General features: G+C 63.0%; 17 protein-coding genes. 9 read left to right on the forward strand and 8 right to left on the reverse strand.

Going from position 1 to position 16961, the window contains the following annotated elements; genetic code table 11:
- Positions 1-109: 109 nt before the first annotated feature.
- Both EPZ47_RS03245 and EPZ47_RS03250 read left to right on the forward strand, forming a co-directional pair.
- Positions 110-1417 (forward strand): type VI secretion system Vgr family protein, encoded by a 1308-nt coding sequence (locus tag EPZ47_RS03245; RefSeq protein ID WP_135843506.1) that lies wholly within the window; start codon positions 110-112, stop codon positions 1415-1417.
- A complete protein-coding gene (locus tag EPZ47_RS03250) occupies positions 1414-2211 on the forward strand; it encodes a DUF4123 domain-containing protein (protein ID WP_135843507.1) in 798 nt (265 codons plus the stop codon). The genes EPZ47_RS03245 and EPZ47_RS03250 overlap by 4 nt, the downstream gene beginning before the upstream one ends.
- 4 nt (positions 2212-2215) lie before the next feature.
- Here EPZ47_RS03250 and EPZ47_RS03255 read toward each other — a convergent pair whose 3' ends face one another.
- Positions 2216-3565 carry an MATE family efflux transporter gene (locus EPZ47_RS03255; RefSeq protein WP_135843508.1) on the reverse strand — a complete coding sequence of 450 codons (1350 nt, stop codon included), beginning with the start codon at positions 3563-3565 and terminating at the stop codon, positions 2216-2218.
- A 239-nt stretch (positions 3566-3804) separates the two neighbouring features.
- Positions 3805-4098: a hypothetical protein gene (locus tag EPZ47_RS03260; protein ID WP_135843509.1), complete on the reverse strand. Its 294-nt coding sequence runs from the start codon at positions 4096-4098 to the stop codon at positions 3805-3807.
- Between the two features lie 162 nt (positions 4099-4260).
- On the opposite strand from EPZ47_RS03260, the gene EPZ47_RS03265 reads away from it, so the two are divergent.
- From EPZ47_RS03265 to EPZ47_RS03280, 4 genes are read left to right on the forward strand one after another with little or no spacing between them, the layout of a single operon-like run.
- Positions 4261-4566 carry a MazG-like family protein gene (locus tag EPZ47_RS03265; RefSeq protein WP_024780720.1) on the forward strand — a complete coding sequence of 102 codons (306 nt, stop codon included), beginning with the start codon at positions 4261-4263 and terminating at the stop codon, positions 4564-4566.
- Positions 4563-5312, forward strand: coding sequence for a methyltransferase (locus tag EPZ47_RS03270; protein WP_135843510.1), 750 nt, complete (start codon positions 4563-4565; stop codon positions 5310-5312). The genes EPZ47_RS03265 and EPZ47_RS03270 overlap by 4 nt, the downstream gene beginning before the upstream one ends.
- 25 nt (positions 5313-5337) lie before the next feature.
- Positions 5338-5955, forward strand: coding sequence for a DUF4136 domain-containing protein (locus tag EPZ47_RS03275; protein ID WP_135843511.1), 618 nt, complete (start codon positions 5338-5340; stop codon positions 5953-5955).
- 20 nt (positions 5956-5975) lie between these two features.
- Positions 5976-6533, forward strand: a complete 558-nt coding sequence (locus EPZ47_RS03280; protein WP_135843512.1) for a DUF4136 domain-containing protein — start codon at positions 5976-5978, stop codon at positions 6531-6533.
- A 194-nt stretch (positions 6534-6727) separates the two neighbouring features.
- Here EPZ47_RS03280 and EPZ47_RS03285 read toward each other — a convergent pair whose 3' ends face one another.
- Positions 6728-7582, reverse strand: coding sequence for a MaoC family dehydratase (locus EPZ47_RS03285; protein WP_135843513.1), 855 nt, complete (start codon positions 7580-7582; stop codon positions 6728-6730).
- Between the two features lie 2 nt (positions 7583-7584).
- The gene (locus tag EPZ47_RS03290) at positions 7585-8937 is read right to left on the reverse strand and encodes a 3-oxoacyl-ACP reductase (protein ID WP_135843514.1); all 1353 of its coding nucleotides are present in this window, start codon (positions 8935-8937) and stop codon (positions 7585-7587) included.
- Between the two features lie 128 nt (positions 8938-9065).
- On the opposite strand from EPZ47_RS03290, the gene EPZ47_RS03295 reads away from it, so the two are divergent.
- Positions 9066-10343, forward strand: coding sequence for an acetyl-CoA C-acetyltransferase (locus tag EPZ47_RS03295; RefSeq protein WP_135843515.1), 1278 nt, complete (start codon positions 9066-9068; stop codon positions 10341-10343).
- Here EPZ47_RS03295 and EPZ47_RS03300 read toward each other — a convergent pair.
- On the reverse strand, positions 10330-11358 hold the full coding sequence (locus tag EPZ47_RS03300) for a bile acid:sodium symporter family protein (protein ID WP_135843516.1): 1029 nt from the start codon (positions 11356-11358) through the stop codon (positions 10330-10332). The genes EPZ47_RS03295 and EPZ47_RS03300 overlap by 14 nt on opposite strands.
- Before the next feature lie 79 nt (positions 11359-11437).
- Here EPZ47_RS03300 and EPZ47_RS03305 point away from each other — a divergent pair, with 79 nt between their 5' ends.
- Together EPZ47_RS03305 and EPZ47_RS03310 are read left to right on the forward strand one after the other, a co-directional pair.
- A complete protein-coding gene (locus EPZ47_RS03305; RefSeq protein WP_135843517.1) occupies positions 11438-12229 on the forward strand; it encodes an AraC family transcriptional regulator in 792 nt (263 codons plus the stop codon).
- 224 nt (positions 12230-12453) lie between these two features.
- Entirely contained in the window at positions 12454-13347 is an 894-nt protein-coding gene (locus EPZ47_RS03310) for a PA4780 family RIO1-like protein kinase (RefSeq protein WP_135843518.1), read from the forward strand.
- 190 nt (positions 13348-13537) lie between these two features.
- Here the strand turns inward: EPZ47_RS03310 and cueR are convergent, their stop codons facing one another.
- The 3 genes from cueR to EPZ47_RS03325 form a co-directional block, all read right to left on the reverse strand.
- Entirely contained in the window at positions 13538-13951 is a 414-nt protein-coding gene (gene cueR / locus EPZ47_RS03315; protein ID WP_135843519.1) for a Cu(I)-responsive transcriptional regulator, read from the reverse strand.
- Positions 13948-16341 carry a heavy metal translocating P-type ATPase gene (locus EPZ47_RS03320; RefSeq protein ID WP_135843520.1) on the reverse strand — a complete coding sequence of 798 codons (2394 nt, stop codon included), beginning with the start codon at positions 16339-16341 and terminating at the stop codon, positions 13948-13950. The genes cueR and EPZ47_RS03320 overlap by 4 nt, the downstream gene beginning before the upstream one ends.
- A gap of 105 nt (positions 16342-16446) precedes the next feature.
- Entirely contained in the window at positions 16447-16830 is a 384-nt protein-coding gene (locus EPZ47_RS03325) for a hypothetical protein (protein WP_135843521.1), read from the reverse strand.
- Positions 16831-16961: the final 131 nt, after the last annotated feature.

The following is a 16961-nucleotide window of genomic DNA, read 5'->3' on the forward strand; positions in this document are numbered from 1 at the left end:
GCGATGTCCTTATTTCGTGTAGTCCCTTTCCTAACTTGTACTTGGGCCCTCTACTCGGCCATGGCTCTCAGCGAGAATCCCCGGCCGCCCCTCCTGTAGAGAAACGCCGATGTCCGATCCAGCCCGCGAGCCAGCATTTCGTCTGGAGATAGCCGGTCTGCCCGAACCCTTTGTCGTCGTGGCCTTCACGGGTAGCGAAGCCATCAGCGAACCCTTTGTCTATGAAGCGCAGTTGTTGATCAACGATCCGACCCTGGACTTGGCGGGCTTGTTGTACCGCAGCGTCTGGTTGAGTTTCGGGGCTGCGGGCCGGGGCATTCATGGTCAGCTCCACGAGCTTGTACAACTGCGTCATGACGCCAGCTGCCAGGTGCGTATCGGGCCGAAGCTGGCTTGCCTGGCGCAGCGCTTCAGTCAGCGTGTGTTCAATGCCCGTTCGGTGCCGCAGATCATCCGCCAGGTGCTCAAGGCCCATGGCATCAGTGGCCGCAGCCTGTGTCTGGATTTGAGCGGTGACTATCCGCTGCAGGACTTCTGCACCCAGTATCGGGAGTCGGACTTGCAGTTTCTCCAGCGGGTGTGCGCCCAGGCGGGCATCCACTTCCATTTCGAGCAGGCTCGGGACAGGCATTGCCTGGTATTTGCGGACAGTACAGGCAGTTTTCCCCCTGTCGGCGAGGCGGTTTACGCGGGCGATGGGCAGACGCCCGGGGTGAGGGCCTTCAGCGTTCAAACCGATGCATCGGGGGAGCAGGTCGCCCAGGGCCGCAGCGATCTGCTGGGCCTGCATTGTGGCCGGACGCTGTCGTTGGCGGCCCATCCTTTCAACGGTTGGAACCAGCGCTGGCTGTTGACGAAGATTGAGCATCGCGCTCAGGCCGGCGTGTATGACAACCATTTTCGAGCCATCCCCTGGGGGGCGCCGTTCGTGGCGACCGGGATCCCTGCAAAGCCGCGCATGGTCAGCCGGCAACGGGGTTGGGTGGTGACGGTGGATGAGCCAGCGGTGCCAATGGCCGGGCGAGTGGCGGTGCAGTTTGACTGGGTTTATCAGGGCGAGGGGGCCAGCCCCAGTCATTGCTGGCTGCCCTTGGCGCCCGAGCTGGCCGTTGACGGGCCAGGCGTCATCCGTGACGGCACCGAGGTGTTGGTGAGCTTTATCGAAGGCGACCCGGATCGGCCGTTGATCAGTGCGTTTCTCGACGTACCTGCAGCCGTAGAGACAGCGGATGAGTCATCGTCGAGCGAACCTCCCGTGCAGTCTGTGGCCGATCCGTTCCTGTTGGCCGCGATCCAGAGCGCCGAGCCGCTGGTGTTATTGTGCCTGTTGCCGGGAGGAGGAAGCTTCAGCCCTTGTGCTCAGCCGGTATGTACCTGCCGTATGCTGACGCGGCGCGGCGCGGGCGCGGCTCCATGAACGCTGCCGCCATGCCTGGAGCTTCGCCTCAATGGCTATTGCTCGACGTACCGGGCGCTCCCGGGGCTGCACGACTTCTGCAAGAACAGTTTGCCGGGGCTCGACGCTTTGCCTTGTTCGAAGGCACCGAGTTGCATGGGCTGAGGGAACACGGTCCGCTGCTGGTGGATTTACGGCAATCACCGGCGCTGGCCGGTCTGTGTCATCTGGATGCCGGTGCCTGGCCGGGGCTGCTGTTGGTAAGCGCATCGCCAGTCGCGCCATTGCTGGCGCATCTGCGGCGTATGCTCACGGTGACCCTGGGCCTGCATCACAAAGCCTTGTTGAACTACTACAACCCGCACACCGCCAGCTACTTTTTCGACGGTTGCGACCCGCGGGAGCTCAGTTGCTGGTTGGGGCCCATCGGGTGGCTGCGCTGGTTCGGCGGCACCTGGGCCGACCGGGCGATCGGCAGCCAGGGCTGGCAGCAATTGTCCAATCCCGGTTTACCGGTGCAGGCGCTGGAGAACGAGCACAGCCTCAGTGACCGGCAGCAGCGTCAGTTGCAGCAATGCCTGCTGGAGCGTCATGCCTGGCAATGGTCTTGCTCCACGGGGCGGGATTACCGCCTGCTCTGGGGAGACTTGCAGCAGGGCTTGACGCTGGGCTTCACCGAACGGCCGGTGCTCGACGACTGGCTGTGGCTGCGCCTGCAATACCCCGACGCCCAGCCAGTGTCGGGGCTGCCGGGCGGTTCGCAACGCGAGCGGCTCGATCATCTGCGACGGTTGTGGCGGGACAGTCCGGATTGAAACGTTATTGGGCGTGAGCAGCGAGCCATTCGTCACGCCGCTGCAAGTGCCAGGCGATAGCACCGAGGGTCAGGCTGCGCAATGCCATGAACAACAGGAAGGTGATCCATAACCCGTGGTTGCCCAACCCTTGCAGCGCCCAGGCGAACGGCACCACCAGTAACAGGGTCAGCAGCATGCCGTTGCGCATTTCCCGAGCGCGGGTGGCGCCGATGAACAGGCCGTCAAGCAGATAGCTCCAGACTGCAATCAGTGGCAGCGCGGCCAGGTAGGGCAAGTAGCGATAGGCGGTGTCGCGCACGTCGGGGATGTTGGTCTGCATATCGATGAACAGGTGGCCGGCGAGCAGAAACAGCAGGGCAAAACCGACGCTGGCAATCAGTGACCAGCCACAGGCCACCACCAGCGAGCGGCGCAGGGCCAGGCGGTCGCGGGCGCCAATGGCGTGGCCGCACAGTGCTTCGACAGCGTGGGCCAGGCCGTCCAAGGCATGGGCGGTCAGCAGCAGGCCGTTGAGCAGCAGGGCATTGGCTGCCACGGTGGCATCCCCCAGGCGCGCGCCTTGCACCGTGATCAGGAAAAACACCGCTTGCAACGCCAGACTGCGAATGAAAATGTCCCGGTTTACCGCCAGCAGCGGGCGCCAGTTTTGCCACAGCCCCAACGCCGCCCAGGCAATCCGCCCCGGCCAGGCCCGCAGCGTTTTGTGAGCCAGGGCCAGGCCGACCAGCGCCCCGGTCCACTCGGCGACGACCGACGCCCGGGCCGATCCGGTCACACCCCAGTCCAGACCAATCACGAACCACAGGTTCAGGGCAATGTTCACCAAGTTGGTCACGAGCAAGATCGCCAACGGTGCCCGGGCATTCTGGGCACCGAGGAACCAGCCCACCAGCGCATAACTGGCCAGCGCCGCCGGCAGGCCGAAGAGCCGGGTATGGAAGAAGTCTTGGGTCAGTTGGTTGAGTTCGGCGGACGGCTGCATGAAATGCAAGGCCACGCCACTCAACGGCACACCGACCGCCCCGAGCACTATCGACAACCCCATCGCCAGCAACAGGCCTTGCAGTAACACCTGGCGCAACGCGGCCCCGTCCCCGCGTCCGGCAGCCTGGGCGGCGAACCCGGTGGAGCCCATGCGCAGGAACCCCATGGCCCACGCCAACACCGTATACAAACTCGCCCCGACCGCCACCGCGCCCAACTGGTGGGCATGGGGCAAATGGCCGATGACGGTGCTGTCCACCAACGCCACCAGCGGCACGGAAATGTTCGAGAGAATCATCGGCGCAGCCAACGCCCAGACCCGTCGATGGGTGAGGTTGTCGCGCCAATCGGTGATCAGGTTGGACATGGGGGCTCCTTGATGGAGCGCGATTGTAGCGGGTTCCAGGGCGGATACTGATCGTTCCCACGCTCCTGCGTGGGAATACCTCTAAGGACGCTCTGCGTTCGGCTTTAGGACGCGGAGCGTGGGAAGGATCTCAACTCCGTGGGAGCAAGGCTTGCCCGCGATGAAGATGACGCGGTCTTCCAGGGAGCCGAGGCGTCTGTCTCGCGAGCAAGCTTTGCTCCCACACAGCGCTCTCGGCCCTAGTGAATAATCCAACTCAACACCCACAACCCCAGCACCAACCAAATAATCCCCATGACGATCGACGCCCGCATGAACGCGCGGATCGCCGAGTACAGCAGCATCAACCCGAGGATCAGTGCCAGGATGCTGATGATCGAGGTGTCCATGCCCAGGGTGCGGGCCAGGCCATCGACGAAGTTGCCGCCGGCATTGGCCAGGGTGTTGAACAGGCCGCTGAGCAGGTCGACGATGAAACGGATCACCGAACCGAGCGCCTGGCCGAGCCATTCGAAAAAGCTTTCTACCTGCATGTATGCATCCTGATGAGAGGGGGGACGTTGAGCCTTTGGCTTCTGATTGTAGGAGCTGCGCGGGCCGCAATCGTTCGATTATGGGGCAAACCGCCGCTTCGTACCGAGACTCTTGCCTTCCCCGGTCATCCCCCCGAAGCTATGCGCATTCAGGAGAGCCCGATGAACCTTGTTGAACTGACCGAACGCCTGCACGCCATTCGTGACCGTAACGATTGGCGGCCATTCCACAGCCCGAAAAACCTCGCCATGGCCGCCAGCGTGGAAATGGCCGAGCTGGTGGAGATTTTCCAGTGGCTGACCGAGGACCAGTCGCGCCAGCTGCCCGCGGACAAACTGGCCCACGCCGGGCAGGAAGTCGGCGACATCGTGTTGTACCTATTGCTGCTGTGCAGTGAACTGGGGTTGGACATGGACGCGGTGGTACGCAGCAAACTGGCCGACAGCGAGCGGCGGTTCGGCCAATGAGCGACCGTCATTTCGATCAACTCGCCACGCGCTTTGCGGAAAAAATCTACGGCGGGGCCAAGGGCGCGATCCGTCTGGCGGTGCTGCAGGCCGATCTGCTTGAGACCTTGCCGGATCGCCCGTTGCGGGTGCTGGATATCGGCGCCGGCCTGGGCCACATGTCGTTGTGGTTGGCCGAGCGCGGCCATCAGGTGACCCTGGCCGAGCCGGCCGAGCCGATGCTCGAAGGCGCCCGCCAACGGTTTGCCGATGCTGGCCAGAGCGCCACGTTCATCCAGGCGCCGTGGCAGGAATTGCTCGGTCAGCTCACTGCGCCTTACGACCTGGTGTTGTGTCATGCGGTGCTGGAGTGGCTGGCCGAGCCCCACGCGATCCTGCCGGTGCTGCATCAACTCACGGTCCCGGGTGGTTGGCTGTCCCTGGCGTTCTACAACCGCGACGCGCTGGTCTATCGCAATCTGCTCAAGGGGCATTTCCGCAAATTGCGCAAGAACGACATGGCCGGTGAAAAACAGAGCCTGACGCCACAACAACCCCTTGATCCGCGTGAATTGGCGGCGCAACTTGAAGGCTTGTGGCAGGTCGAAACCCAGAGTGGCGTGCGGGTTTTCCATGACTACATGCCGGTGGAGTTCCAGGGCCGCGTCGAGCTTGCGCAGTTGCTGGAAATGGAGCTGGCCCATCGTCGCCATCCGGCGTTTGCCGGGTTGGGACGTTATCTGCACTGGATCTGCCGTCCCCTCTGATCTGAAAGAGCAATCGGAGCGCTAAATGAAAGGTCGTTCAGGGTTGTTGGTGCTGTGCCTGGGGCTGGCGGCCTGCCAGGGCAGCAACCCGTATGTCGCCACATCTAACCCGCTGCCGCCGGCACCGCCCGAGGCAGCCACGGTGTTCGACCGCAGTGCCTACCCGGCGCCGCCCCGTGATTACGGGCGCTATCGCAGTTGGGCCTGGCTCAACGGCCGTCTGCCAGCGGGTACCGCTTGGGCGGACTCAGCCCAGGTGGCTGAAGCGGTGAGCAATGCCCTGGACCAGCGTGGCCTGCGCCCATTACACGATAACCGGCCGGCCGATCTGTTCGTTAGCGCCGATCTGCGCCTGGAGACTCGCGTGCGCCAGGTTCGGGACGACTATGATTCCGGTTACTACGGCGGCTACAGCCGTCATGACCGCTATGGTCCCGGCTATGGCATGTACCACTCGGTGCCGATGGTGCGCACGTATCAGGAGCAGGTCGTGGTGGTGCGTGTGGATCTGTTCGATGCCCGCAGTGGTCAGCCGGTATGGAGCGCCAGCGCCGAAACCAGCCAGCGCGGCAATCAGAGTGAGCACACCGATGCCATTCGCGAAGCGGTGGAAAAAGCCCTGTCGGCTTATCCTCCAAGTTGATTACGCAACGGAGAAAAATCATGTTTCGCCGTCTTGCTCTACTGGCGTTCGCTGTACTGCTCAGCGCCTGTGCTACCAACCAGGTCAACCACGACTTCGACACCAGTCGTGATTTTGCCGCCTATCGCAGCTGGAGCTGGAAGGAACCGGCGCTGCAATATCGGCCCGATGATCCGCGGATCAAGAGCGACCTGACGGAGCAGCGGATTCGCCAAGCCGTGGCCGATCAACTCGACCAACGCGGCCTACGCCCGGCTGCGGCTGGCGGGCGAGGCGATGTGCTGGTCCAGGCCTACCTGATCGTCGAGGATCGCCAACAGCAAGTGACCACCAACTACGGCGGCGGTTGGGGCAGCCCCTGGAATGGCTATTGGGGTGGGCCGATGTACAACGAAACCCGCAACATCAGCTACAAAGTCGCCACCGTGCAGATCGACCTGCTCGACGGCAAGGACGGCAAGCTGGTGTGGCGCGGCAGTGATGAACGAATGCTCAGCAACTCGCCCAACCCGACTGATCGCGACATGGCGGTGCGTGAGACCGTGGGGCGGATTCTGGCCAACTACCCTCCGCGGTAGGCAGATCCAGCATCGAAGCAAGCCAACCCACCGCTTTCGCGAGCAAGCCCGCTCCCACAGGGATTGGTGGTGGATGCAATTTCTATGATCACCAAGGAACCCATGTGGGAGCGAGCTTGCTCGCGAAGGCGGCTTTGCGGCCGACCTGTTCATCCCGTATGTACCCGATAAAAACTGTCGCAGCAGCGCCCATCTCAGCCAACCGGCCGCCACTCGCCTACCATATGCTCCAACTCCCCAGCCCCGACCAATCGCAAATCCCCACTGGACCCTGCCGCACTCGCCAGCAGCGTCACCTCACTGGGCAGGCGCACGGGTTTCTTGAAGGTCACTTCGATCTCGATGTTGGCATCGGGCAGGTGGTCGTCCAGCGCCGCCAGGGTCCTGGCTTTGTTCCATAGGCCGTGGGCGATGGCGGTGGGGAAGCCGAACAGTCGGGCGCTGAGGCCGCTCAGGTGGATCGGGTTGTAATCGCCGGACACCTTGGCGTACTGCCGACCGATGTCCGCTGGTGCCGTCCAGCGTGCCACTTCAGTCAACAGCAGGCTTTTCTGCGGCGAGTCTTCCACCAGCGCGCCATCCAACTGCACGCCTTTGCAGAGCATTTGGCTCGTGGCTTCCCACAACGGTCCCAGTTGATCATCGAGGCGGGTCACCAAGTCGAACACCGCGCCTTTGGGATGGGCTTGCAGATTTTCGACATTGACGCTGGCCCTTACCTGGCTGACGCCGCCCATGGGCCGTAGCACACGGATGCGGTTGCTCAAGTGGATCAGCCCCAGCAGTGGAAACGGAAAGTCCCGGGCAGTGAGCAATTGCATTTGCAGGGCGAACGCCAGGACGTGGGGATAGGTCGGCGGCAACAGCCCGTTTTCGGCAAAACCACAGACCTTGCGATAGGCCGCCAGGCGTTGCTGATTGACCTGCACCATTTGGCGCAATCCTTCCTCGGGCAACGTTTTTCCGGTGACTTTGCGCCGTGTCGCGGCTTTCGCATACAGCCCGGACATACTCGGCGCGCCACTTACCTCATGCCATTGGATCGTCATGGTCATGCTCCCAAAAGGCTTTGCCCACAGACCCGCAACGCCTGCCCGGTCACCGCGCCTGTTCCCGGCTGCGCCAGCCACGCCACGGCTTCGGCGACGTCCTGGGGCAGGCCACCCTGGCCCAGGGAACTCATGCGCCGCCCGGCTTCGCGCAGGGCGAAGGGGATCTCGGCGGTCATGCGCGTTTCAATGAAGCCCGGTGCCACGGCGTTGATGCTGATGCCGCGCGCCTGCAACGCCGGCGCCCAGGCCTGGGCCAGTCCGATCAGCCCGGCCTTGCTTGCGGCGTAGTTGGTTTGCCCGCGATTGCCGGCGATGCCACTGATGGACGCGAGCAACACTACGCGGCCATTGTCCCGCAGGGTGCCGCTGTCGAGCAGGGCCTTGGTCAGCACTTGCGGGGCGTTGAGGTTGACCGCCAGCACGGCGTCCCAGAACTCCGGGGTCATGTTGGCGAGGGTCTTGTCCCGGGTGATACCGGCGTTGTGCACCACGATGTCGACGCCGTCCGGCAGGTGCTCGATCAATTGTGCGGCGGCGTCCTCGGCGCAGATATCCAGCGTGACGCTGCGCCCGCTCAAGCGTGCCGCCAGGGCGTCGAGGTCGGCCTTGGCCTGGGGAACGTCCAGCAGAATCACGTCGGCGCCGTCCCGGGCCAGGGTTTCGGCGATGGATGCGCCGATCCCCCGGGCTGCGCCGGTGACCAGGGCCTTGAGCCCGGTGAGCGGTCGGGTCCAATCCTGGACCTGGGTGCCGCAGGCGTTGAGGCGAATGACCTGCCCGGAAACGAAGGCACTTTTGGGCGACAGGAAAAACCGCAGCGCGCCTTCCAGCTGCGTTTCGGCACCGTCGCCGACATACAGCAGTTGCAGCGTCCCGCCGTGGCGCAGTTCTTTGGCCAGGGAGCGGCTGAAACCCTCCAGCGCCCGCTGGGCACTGGCGGCGAACGGATCGCCAAGGCTTTCCGGGGCACGACCGAGGATAACGACATGGGCGCTGCGGTCGAGATTTTTCATCAGTGGCTGGAAAAACGCCCGCAACTGTTTGAGCTGATCAGCCTGCACCAGATGGCTGGCGTCATACACCACTGCCTTGATTTTCGGGCCGTGGCCGGGGATCCACTCGCTGGCCAGGGTCGGCTCGGCGCCGTAGACGAAAATGGCATCGGTCAGGCGCTTGGCGAATGTGCCGACTTGTTCGGTCAACGGCCCGCCGCCCAGCAACAGCGCCCCCTCGATCGGCCGCAGCCGCCCGGCTTGCCAGCGCTCCAGACGCACCGGTGATGGCAGGCCGAGGGCCCCGACCAGACGCAGGCCAATGGGCGAATTGGCGAAGTCGATATAACGGTCTGACATGGAACACACTCCGGCTGATGAGGTTGAAAGTGTGGACCATGATTGGCAATCAGTCGTTCGATTGGCGAGATAAAGCCTAAGCTTGTGCAGGACTATTAGCGCATTCGTACCTGCACAGGGAGTTTTTCATGACACAGCTACGCCGCGTCGCGATTATCGGTGGTAACCGCATTCCCTTCGCCCGCTCCAACGGGCCCTATGCCACCGCCAGCAACCAGGCGATGCTGACCGCTGCCCTCGAGGGGCTGATCGAGCGCTACAACCTGCATGGCCTGCACATCGGCGAGGTTGCCGCCGGTGCGGTGCTCAAGCACTCCCGGGACATGAACATGACCCGCGAATGTGTGCTCGGTTCGCGGTTGTCACCCATGACGCCGGCCTATGATGTACAACAGGCCTGCGGCACCGGGTTGGAGACAGTGCTGCTGGTGGCCAACAAGATCGCCCTGGGCCAGATCGACAGCGGCATTGCTGGCGGGGTAGACACCACTTCGGACGCGCCGATTGCGGTCAATGAGGGGCTGCGCAGGATTCTGCTGCAAGCCAATCGCGCCAAGACCACCGCCGACAAGATCAAGACCTTCCTGCAACTGCGCCCCCAGCACCTCGTTCCTGACCTGCCGCGTATCAACGAGCCGCGCACCGGCCTGAACATGGGTCAGCACTGTGAAATGATGGCGCAGACCTGGCAGATTCCCCGTGAAGAGCAGGATCGATTGGCGTTGGACAGTCATCAGAAAATGGCCGCGTCCTACGCCGAAGGTTGGCATAACGATTTGATGACGCCATTTCTCGGCCTGACCCGGGACAACAACCTGCGCCCGGACCTGACCCTGGAAAAACTCGCCTCCCTCAAACCCGCCTTCGAAAAAAGCGCCAAGGGCACGATGACGGCGGGCAATTCCACGCCACTGACCGATGGCGCCTCGTTGGTGTTGCTGGGTAGCGAAGAATGGGCCAAGGCCCGTGGCCTGCCGATCCTGGCGTACTTGCGGGACGGCGAAACGGCGGCGGTGGATTTCGTCAATGGCGCCGAAGGGCTGCTGATGGCGCCGGTCTACGCCGTGCCGCGACTGCTGGCGCGTAACGGCCTGACCTTGCAGGACTTCGATTACTACGAGATCCACGAGGCGTTTGCCGCCCAAGTGCTGTGCACGTTGAAGGCTTGGGAGGACGCGGATTACTGCAAGACCCGCCTGGGCCTCGACGCGCCGCTGGGCACCATAGACCGCAGCCGCTTGAACGTGAAGGGCAGTTCCCTGGCCGCCGGGCACCCGTTTGCCGCCACGGGCGGACGAATTGTCGCCAACCTCGCCAAGTTGCTGGATGCGGCGGGGCGAGGCCGGGGGCTCATCTCCATTTGCGCCGCCGCCGGCCAGGGTGTGACGGCGATTATCGAGCGGTGAGGATCGCGCCGTCCTGTTGAGACGCCAGTGCCCGCTGCTGGCTGGCGTAGCGCTCGGCGAGGATCGAGCAAACGATCAGCTGCAACGGGTGGTAGATCATGATCGGCAACAGGATCAATCCCAGGCCGGGGTTGTTGCCGAAAATCAACGCCGCCATCGGCACCCCGGCGGCCAGGGACTTCTTGCTGGCACAGAACACCGCCGCGATTTCATCGGTGTTGCTGAACCGCAGGGCCCGGGCGGTGCGGGTGGTCATCCACAAAATGATTGCCAGCAGCACGGCGCTGCCGATCACCGCGCTGAGCAACACGCCGTGGCCTTGCTGTTGCCAGATCCCCGACACCATCGAATTGCAGAACGCCGCGTAGACCAGTAGCAGGATCACCAATTTGTCGATGACGCTGGTGTAGCGTTTGTACCGACCGAAAAAGCCCGCCAGCCAACGCCGCAGGAACTGTCCCAGCACCAGCGGCAGCAGCAACATCATGCACAGGTCGAGCAAGGTCGAACCCAAGTCAATGCCGCCGGCACCGCTGCCGACCACGAAACTGACCAGCAACGGCGTCAGGACCACCCCCAGTACACTCGACAGGCTCGCGTTGAGAATCGCTGCCGGCACATTGCCGCCGGCGCTGCCGGTCAGGGCCACCGAGGAGGAAATGGTCGAGGGCAGGGCGCACAGGTAAAAGAACCCCAGCATCAGCAACGACGGCACATGACTGCCCAATAGCCAGTTGCTGAGCAGCCAGAGCAACGGAAACACGCCAAAGGTAAACCCCTGCACCATCAGGTGCAGCCGGGTGTTTTTCAGGCCGTGGCGGATCTGCTCGCCGGACAGGTTGACCCCGTGCAGGAAGAACACCACGAAGATGCCGATATTGACCACCCACTCGGCGTGCATGGCGCCGCCGCTGGCGCCAAAGGTTGGAAAGAAATACGCCAGCAGTGTGGCGAGCAACATGCCGCAGAGGAACCAGTCGGTCACCATGCGTTTGAGGTGTCTGAAGATATGCATAGGGCACCGCAAGTTGTAAGAAAAGTCGACTTAGCCTAACGTCGTCCCCACCAGTCGTCTTGCGACATAAGGCCAATCAATGCCGACTAACGGACACCAGCAGCTCGAACGGCGCATTCCCGACCTGACGGAATTGCCGAGGCCGCTGTATGCCCGTGTTGAAAGCTTGAGCGCCGGCTCCTGGACGCAAGCTCATCGGCATGATTGGGTGCAGTTTTCCTACGCTATCAGTGGCGTTCTCGGCGTGCACACCGCCGAGGGCAGCTTCTTCGCACCGCCACAGCGGGGCATCTGGATCCCGGCTGACCTGGAGCATCATGTCGTGACCTCCACCCGGGCGGAAATGCGCAGCCTGTATGTCCATCGCCAAGCCTGCCCATGGGCCGATGAGCGCTGCCGGGTGTTGGAGGTCACGCCGCTGGCTCGGGAGTTGATCAAGGTTTTTTGTCAGATGCCGGCTGATTATCCACAGGGCGATAGCCGGGAGGAGCGCTTGGTGCAGGTGTTGCTCGACCAGTTGGCAACCCTGCCGGAAGTGGGTTTTTCCCTGCCGCTGCCTCGACATCCTCGCCTGCTGGGGCTGTGCAACGAACTGATCGAACGGCCCGAGCAGAACGTCACCTTGCAAGCCTGGGCCGAACGCCTTGGCACATCGGAAAAAACCCTGATGCGCCTGTTCCAGCGTGAAACCGGCCTGAGCTTTCGCGCCTGGCGCCAGCGCGTGCGCTTGCTGTCGTCCCTGGGGTCGCTGGAGAAGGGCGATAGCGTGACCAGCGCGGCGTTGTCCTGTGGGTATGATTCTACGTCTGCTTTTATCGTGGCGTTCAAGGGGATGTTCGGGTTTACGCCGGGGGAGTTGTTCAAGTCTTGAACCCGGATAGCCGACATGACTGTCAGCTCTTGTCGCAAATACCTGTGCATTCAGTTGTCAGTGTCACGCCCGGTCTCGGCTATGATTCGGCTCGGTCGATCTGATCCGGCACATTGTGTGCATCACAGGTTCATAGGTCGGCAACCCCTCCCCGTGGAGCAAGGATTGCCGTATAACGACTGTCATTCGCGTGTTTGGTAATAAAGGACCCACAATAAAAGCTGATGAAGACTCCAAAACGCATTGAACCCCTGATCGAGGACGGTCTGGTCGACGAGGTGCTGCGCCCACTCATGAGTGGTAAAGAAGCAGCTGTTTATGTGGTGCGCTGCGGCAACGAGCTACGTTGCGCCAAGGTCTACAAGGAGGCGAATAAGCGAAGTTTTCGTCAGGCGGCCGAATATCAGGAAGGCCGCAAGGTCCGCAACAGCCGCCAGGCTCGTGCCATGGCCAAAGGCTCCAAGTTTGGTCGCAAGGAAACCGAGGACGCCTGGCAGAACGCCGAAGTGGCGGCGCTGTTCCGCTTGGCAAGCGCCGGTGTGCGCGTGCCCAAGCCGTACGACTTCCTTGAAGGCGTGCTGCTGATGGAGCTGGTGGCCGACGAGTACGGCGATGCGGCGCCGCGTCTGAACGATGTGGTGCTGGAGCCGGACCAGGCCCGTGAATACCATGCGTTCCTGATTTCCCAGATCGTGCTGATGCTGTGTACCGGCCTGGTGCACGGTGACCTGTCGGAGTTCAACGTACTGCTCACGCCGACAGGCCCGGTGATCATCGATCTGCCGCAAGCCGTGGATGCCGCGGGTAACAACCATGCCTTCAGCATGCTGGAACGGGACGTGGGCAACATGGCCTCCTACTTCGGTCGGTTTGCGCCGGAGCTCAGGCGCACCAAGTACGCGAAGGAGATGTGGGCGCTGTATGAAGCCGGAACCTTGCACCCGGCCAGTGTGCTGACTGGCGAATTCGACGAGCCGGAAGAATTGGCGGACGTTGGCGGGATCATGCGCGAGATCGAGGCCGCCCGCCTGGACGAGGAACGTCGGCAAGCCGTTCGCGCCGCCGACGATGCCCCACCCGGCAAAACCGAAGAACCGCCTCCGCCCTGGATGCAGTGATCGGTTGAACCACAAACCCGGCCAAGGCCGGGTTTTTTATGGCTGCCAAAAAACTCAGCCTCACCGCAGATCCATTGTGGGAGCGAGCTTGCTCGCGATAGCGGTGGATCAGCCTGCATCGATGTTGAATGGACTGCCGTCATCGCGAGCAAGCTCGCTCCCACAAGGGGGTTGAGTGTTCCAGGGGCTGTCAGGCGTGCGCGGTTTCCTGGCAACACCCCGACGCCAGTTCCTTGAGGATCGGGCAGTCTGGGCGGTGGTCGCCATGGCAGTGTTCCACCAGGTCCTGGAGGGTGTCGCGCAGTTCGGCCAGTTCGCGGATTTTCTGGTTCAGTTCGTCGATGTGTTGCCGGGCCAGGGCCTTGACGTCGGCGCTGGCGCGTTGGCGGTCCTGCCAGAGGGTCAGCAGTTTGCCGACCTCTTCCAAGGAAAACCCCAAGTCCCGGGAGCGCTTGATGAACGCCAGGGTGTGCAGGTCATCGGCACCGTAGATCCGGTAGCCGCTGTCGGTGCGATGGGCCGCCTTGAGCAGGCCGGTGGATTCGTAATAGCGGATCATCTTCGCGCTCAGGCCACTCTGGCGGGCCGCTTGGCCGATGTTCATCGCTTGTCCTCCAGGTGCTTGGGTGTCCAGAATTTCAACAGTAACGCATTGCTCACCACGCTGACGCTCGACAGCGCCATGGCCGCGCCGGCCAGCACCGGGTTGAGCAAGCCGAACGCCGCCAGGGGAATGCCGATCAGGTTATAGACAAACGCCCAGAACAGGTTCTGGCGGATCTTGGCGTAGGTCTTGCGGCTGATGTCCAGGGCCGCCGGCACCAGTCGCGGATCACCGCGCATGAGGGTGATGCCTGCGGCGTGCATCGCCACGTCAGTGCCGCCGCCCATGGCAATGCCGATGTCAGCGGCAGCCAGGGCCGGGGCATCGTTGATGCCGTCGCCGACCATCGCCACCACCGAATGGCTTTTCAATTGCTGGACGATGGCAGACTTATCCGCCGGCAGTACTTCGGCATGGACGTTTGTGATTCCCAGCGCCTCGGCCACCACCCGGGCGCTGCCGCGGTTGTCGCCGGTGAGCAAGTGGCTGGCGATGTGGCGTTCATTCAAAGCGTGTACGGCCGCGAGGGCGCCGGGCTTGAGCGTGTCACCGAAGGCGAACAGGCCCAGCACCCGTGGCGTCGCGTCTTGATCGATCAACCACGAAAGGGTCCGGCCTTCGGTTTCCCACGCCTGTGCCGATTCGGCCAGCGTACCGGGACTCAGGCCCAGTTCGTCCAGCAGGCGCCGGTTGCCCAAGGCCAGGCGGCGACCGTTGAGGCTGCCGGCAATACCGCGCCCGGTCAGGGTCTGGCTGTCGCTGATATCCGCCACGTCCAGGCCGCGCTCGGCGCAGGCGTCCAGCACCGCTTTGGCGAGGGGGTGTTCGCTGCCGCGTTGCAGCGCACCGGCCATTTTCAGCAGCGTGTCTTCATCACCATCAAGGGCACTCAAATGGGCGATGCGCGGCGTGCCGGAGGTCAAGGTGCCAGTTTTGTCGAACACCACCGTATCGACTTCATGGGCGCGCTCCAGGGCTTCGGCATCCTTGATCAGAATGCCGTGGCGCGCGGCCACGCCGGTGCCGGCCATGATCGCTGTCGGTGTCGCCAGACCCAGGGCGCACGGGCAGGCAATCACCAGCACGGCAACGGCGTTGATCAGCGCGGTTTCCAGCGGCGCACCGTACAGCCACCAGCCGATCAGCGTCGCCAGGGCCAGCACCAATACCACCGGCACGAAGATCTGGCTGACTTTATCCACCAGTTTCTGAATCGGAGCCTTGGCCGCCTGGGCGTCTTCCACCAGGCGAATAATGCGCGCCAGGACGGTTTCGGCGCCCAGCGCCTGAGTGCGCACCAGCAGCCGGCCTTCGCCGTTGATGGCGCCGCCGGTGACTTTGTCGCCGGGTTGTTTGGGCACCGGCAGGCTTTCGCCGCTGATCAACGCTTCGTCGGCGTGGCTCTGGCCTTCCAGCACTTCGCCGTCCACCGGGAAGCGCTCGCCGGGCTTGACCAGCACCAGGTCATTCAAGCGCAAGGCGCTGATAGCGACGTCTCGTTCCTGGCCATTAACCACCTGGATCGCCCGCTCCGGCCGCAAGGCTTCGAGAGCGCGAATGGCGCTGGCCGTCTGGCGCTTGGCGCGGCTTTCCAGGTATTTGCCCAGCAATACCAGGGCAATCACCACGGCCGAGGCCTCGAAATACAGGTGTGGCATGCTGCCGGGACCGGCGATGACCCACTCATACAGGCTCAAGCCGTAGCCGGCGCTGGTGCCCAGGGCTACCAGCAAGTCCATGTTCCCGGCCCCGGCGCGCACGGCTTTGAAGGCGGCGACATAAAACCGCGCGCCGAAAATGAATTGCACTGGCGTTGCCAGGGCGAACTGCACCCAGGCCGGCAACATCCAGTACACGCCGAACGGCTGCAACAGCATCGGTAGCACCAACGGCACGGCCAGCAAAATCGCCAGCACCAGGGCCAGGCGCTCACGGTTCAAACGGTTGGTTTGCCTGTCACGAGGCTGCTCGGCCTGCCAGATGTTGGCATCGTAGCCAGCGCGCTTGACGGCATCGATCAGGGTTTGCGGGTCAACCTGACCGAGCAATTCGACATGGGCCCGTTCGTTGGCGAGGTTGACGCTGACGCTGCCCACACCGGCGATTTTGCTTAAGGCCCGTTCCACCCGGCCGACGCAGGAGGCGCAGGTCATGCCCTCGATGTTCAATTCCAGGGTTTGAGCAGGAACGCTGTAGCCGGCCTGTTCGACGGCCTGTCTCAAGGCGGGCAGGCTGCCCTCGGGCGCCTGGACCCGCGCCTGTTCGGTCGCCAGGTTGACGCTCACGGCGCCAGCGCCGGCAACTTTGCTCAAGGCCCGTTCGACCCGCCCGGCACAGCTGGCACAGGTCATGCCGGTAATCGGCAGATCGAAAGTAGTGGATTCGGACATCGCTCAGGCTCCCTGTAGTGAATGCCTACAGGATCAACCTTGCCATGCTGGCAAGGTCAAGCGCCAATCCAAAAGCATGCACATACCCCTTGTGGGAGCAGGGTGTCAGTAACCGAGCCCAGCCTGCTTGAGGTACATGCCTTGTTGATTTATGGCGATGCGGAACTTCAGGATATCGCCGGCCCTGAGTGTGATTTCCTGCGACCCGGGCGCGAGCATGCCCGGATTGCATCCCGGCGCCTGCCCCGGCAGCAACTTCAGGCGCAAGGAGAATTGACCCGGTGGCAAGTTGAACGAGGTGCTCTGCTCCTGGAACAGCCGCGCCGAGAGCTGATCCTGAACGTAAATGCCGATTTCGCAGGAGGTCGCCACTTCCAGGCGCTCGCGGGAAATGATCAGTACGCCGAAATCTTCGCCGGTGGCCGATGCCTGGGGGGCCACCGCTGAAAAACCGAGCATGCAAAACAGGCTGAACGCTGACCAGCGCATGGCTGAACCTCCGGTGTGAAATCCTTGATATGTGCAGCTTGGCTGAGCGCGGTGCCGATTGCCAGCCCGGCAGTTTTCGCCAGAACTTGACCTTGCCATGATGGCAAGCTTGAAGCTATTGGAAACCTCAT

The sequence above is a fragment of the Pseudomonas viciae genome (genome assembly GCF_004786035.1).
Lineage (GTDB): Bacteria > Pseudomonadota > Gammaproteobacteria > Pseudomonadales > Pseudomonadaceae > Aquipseudomonas > Aquipseudomonas viciae.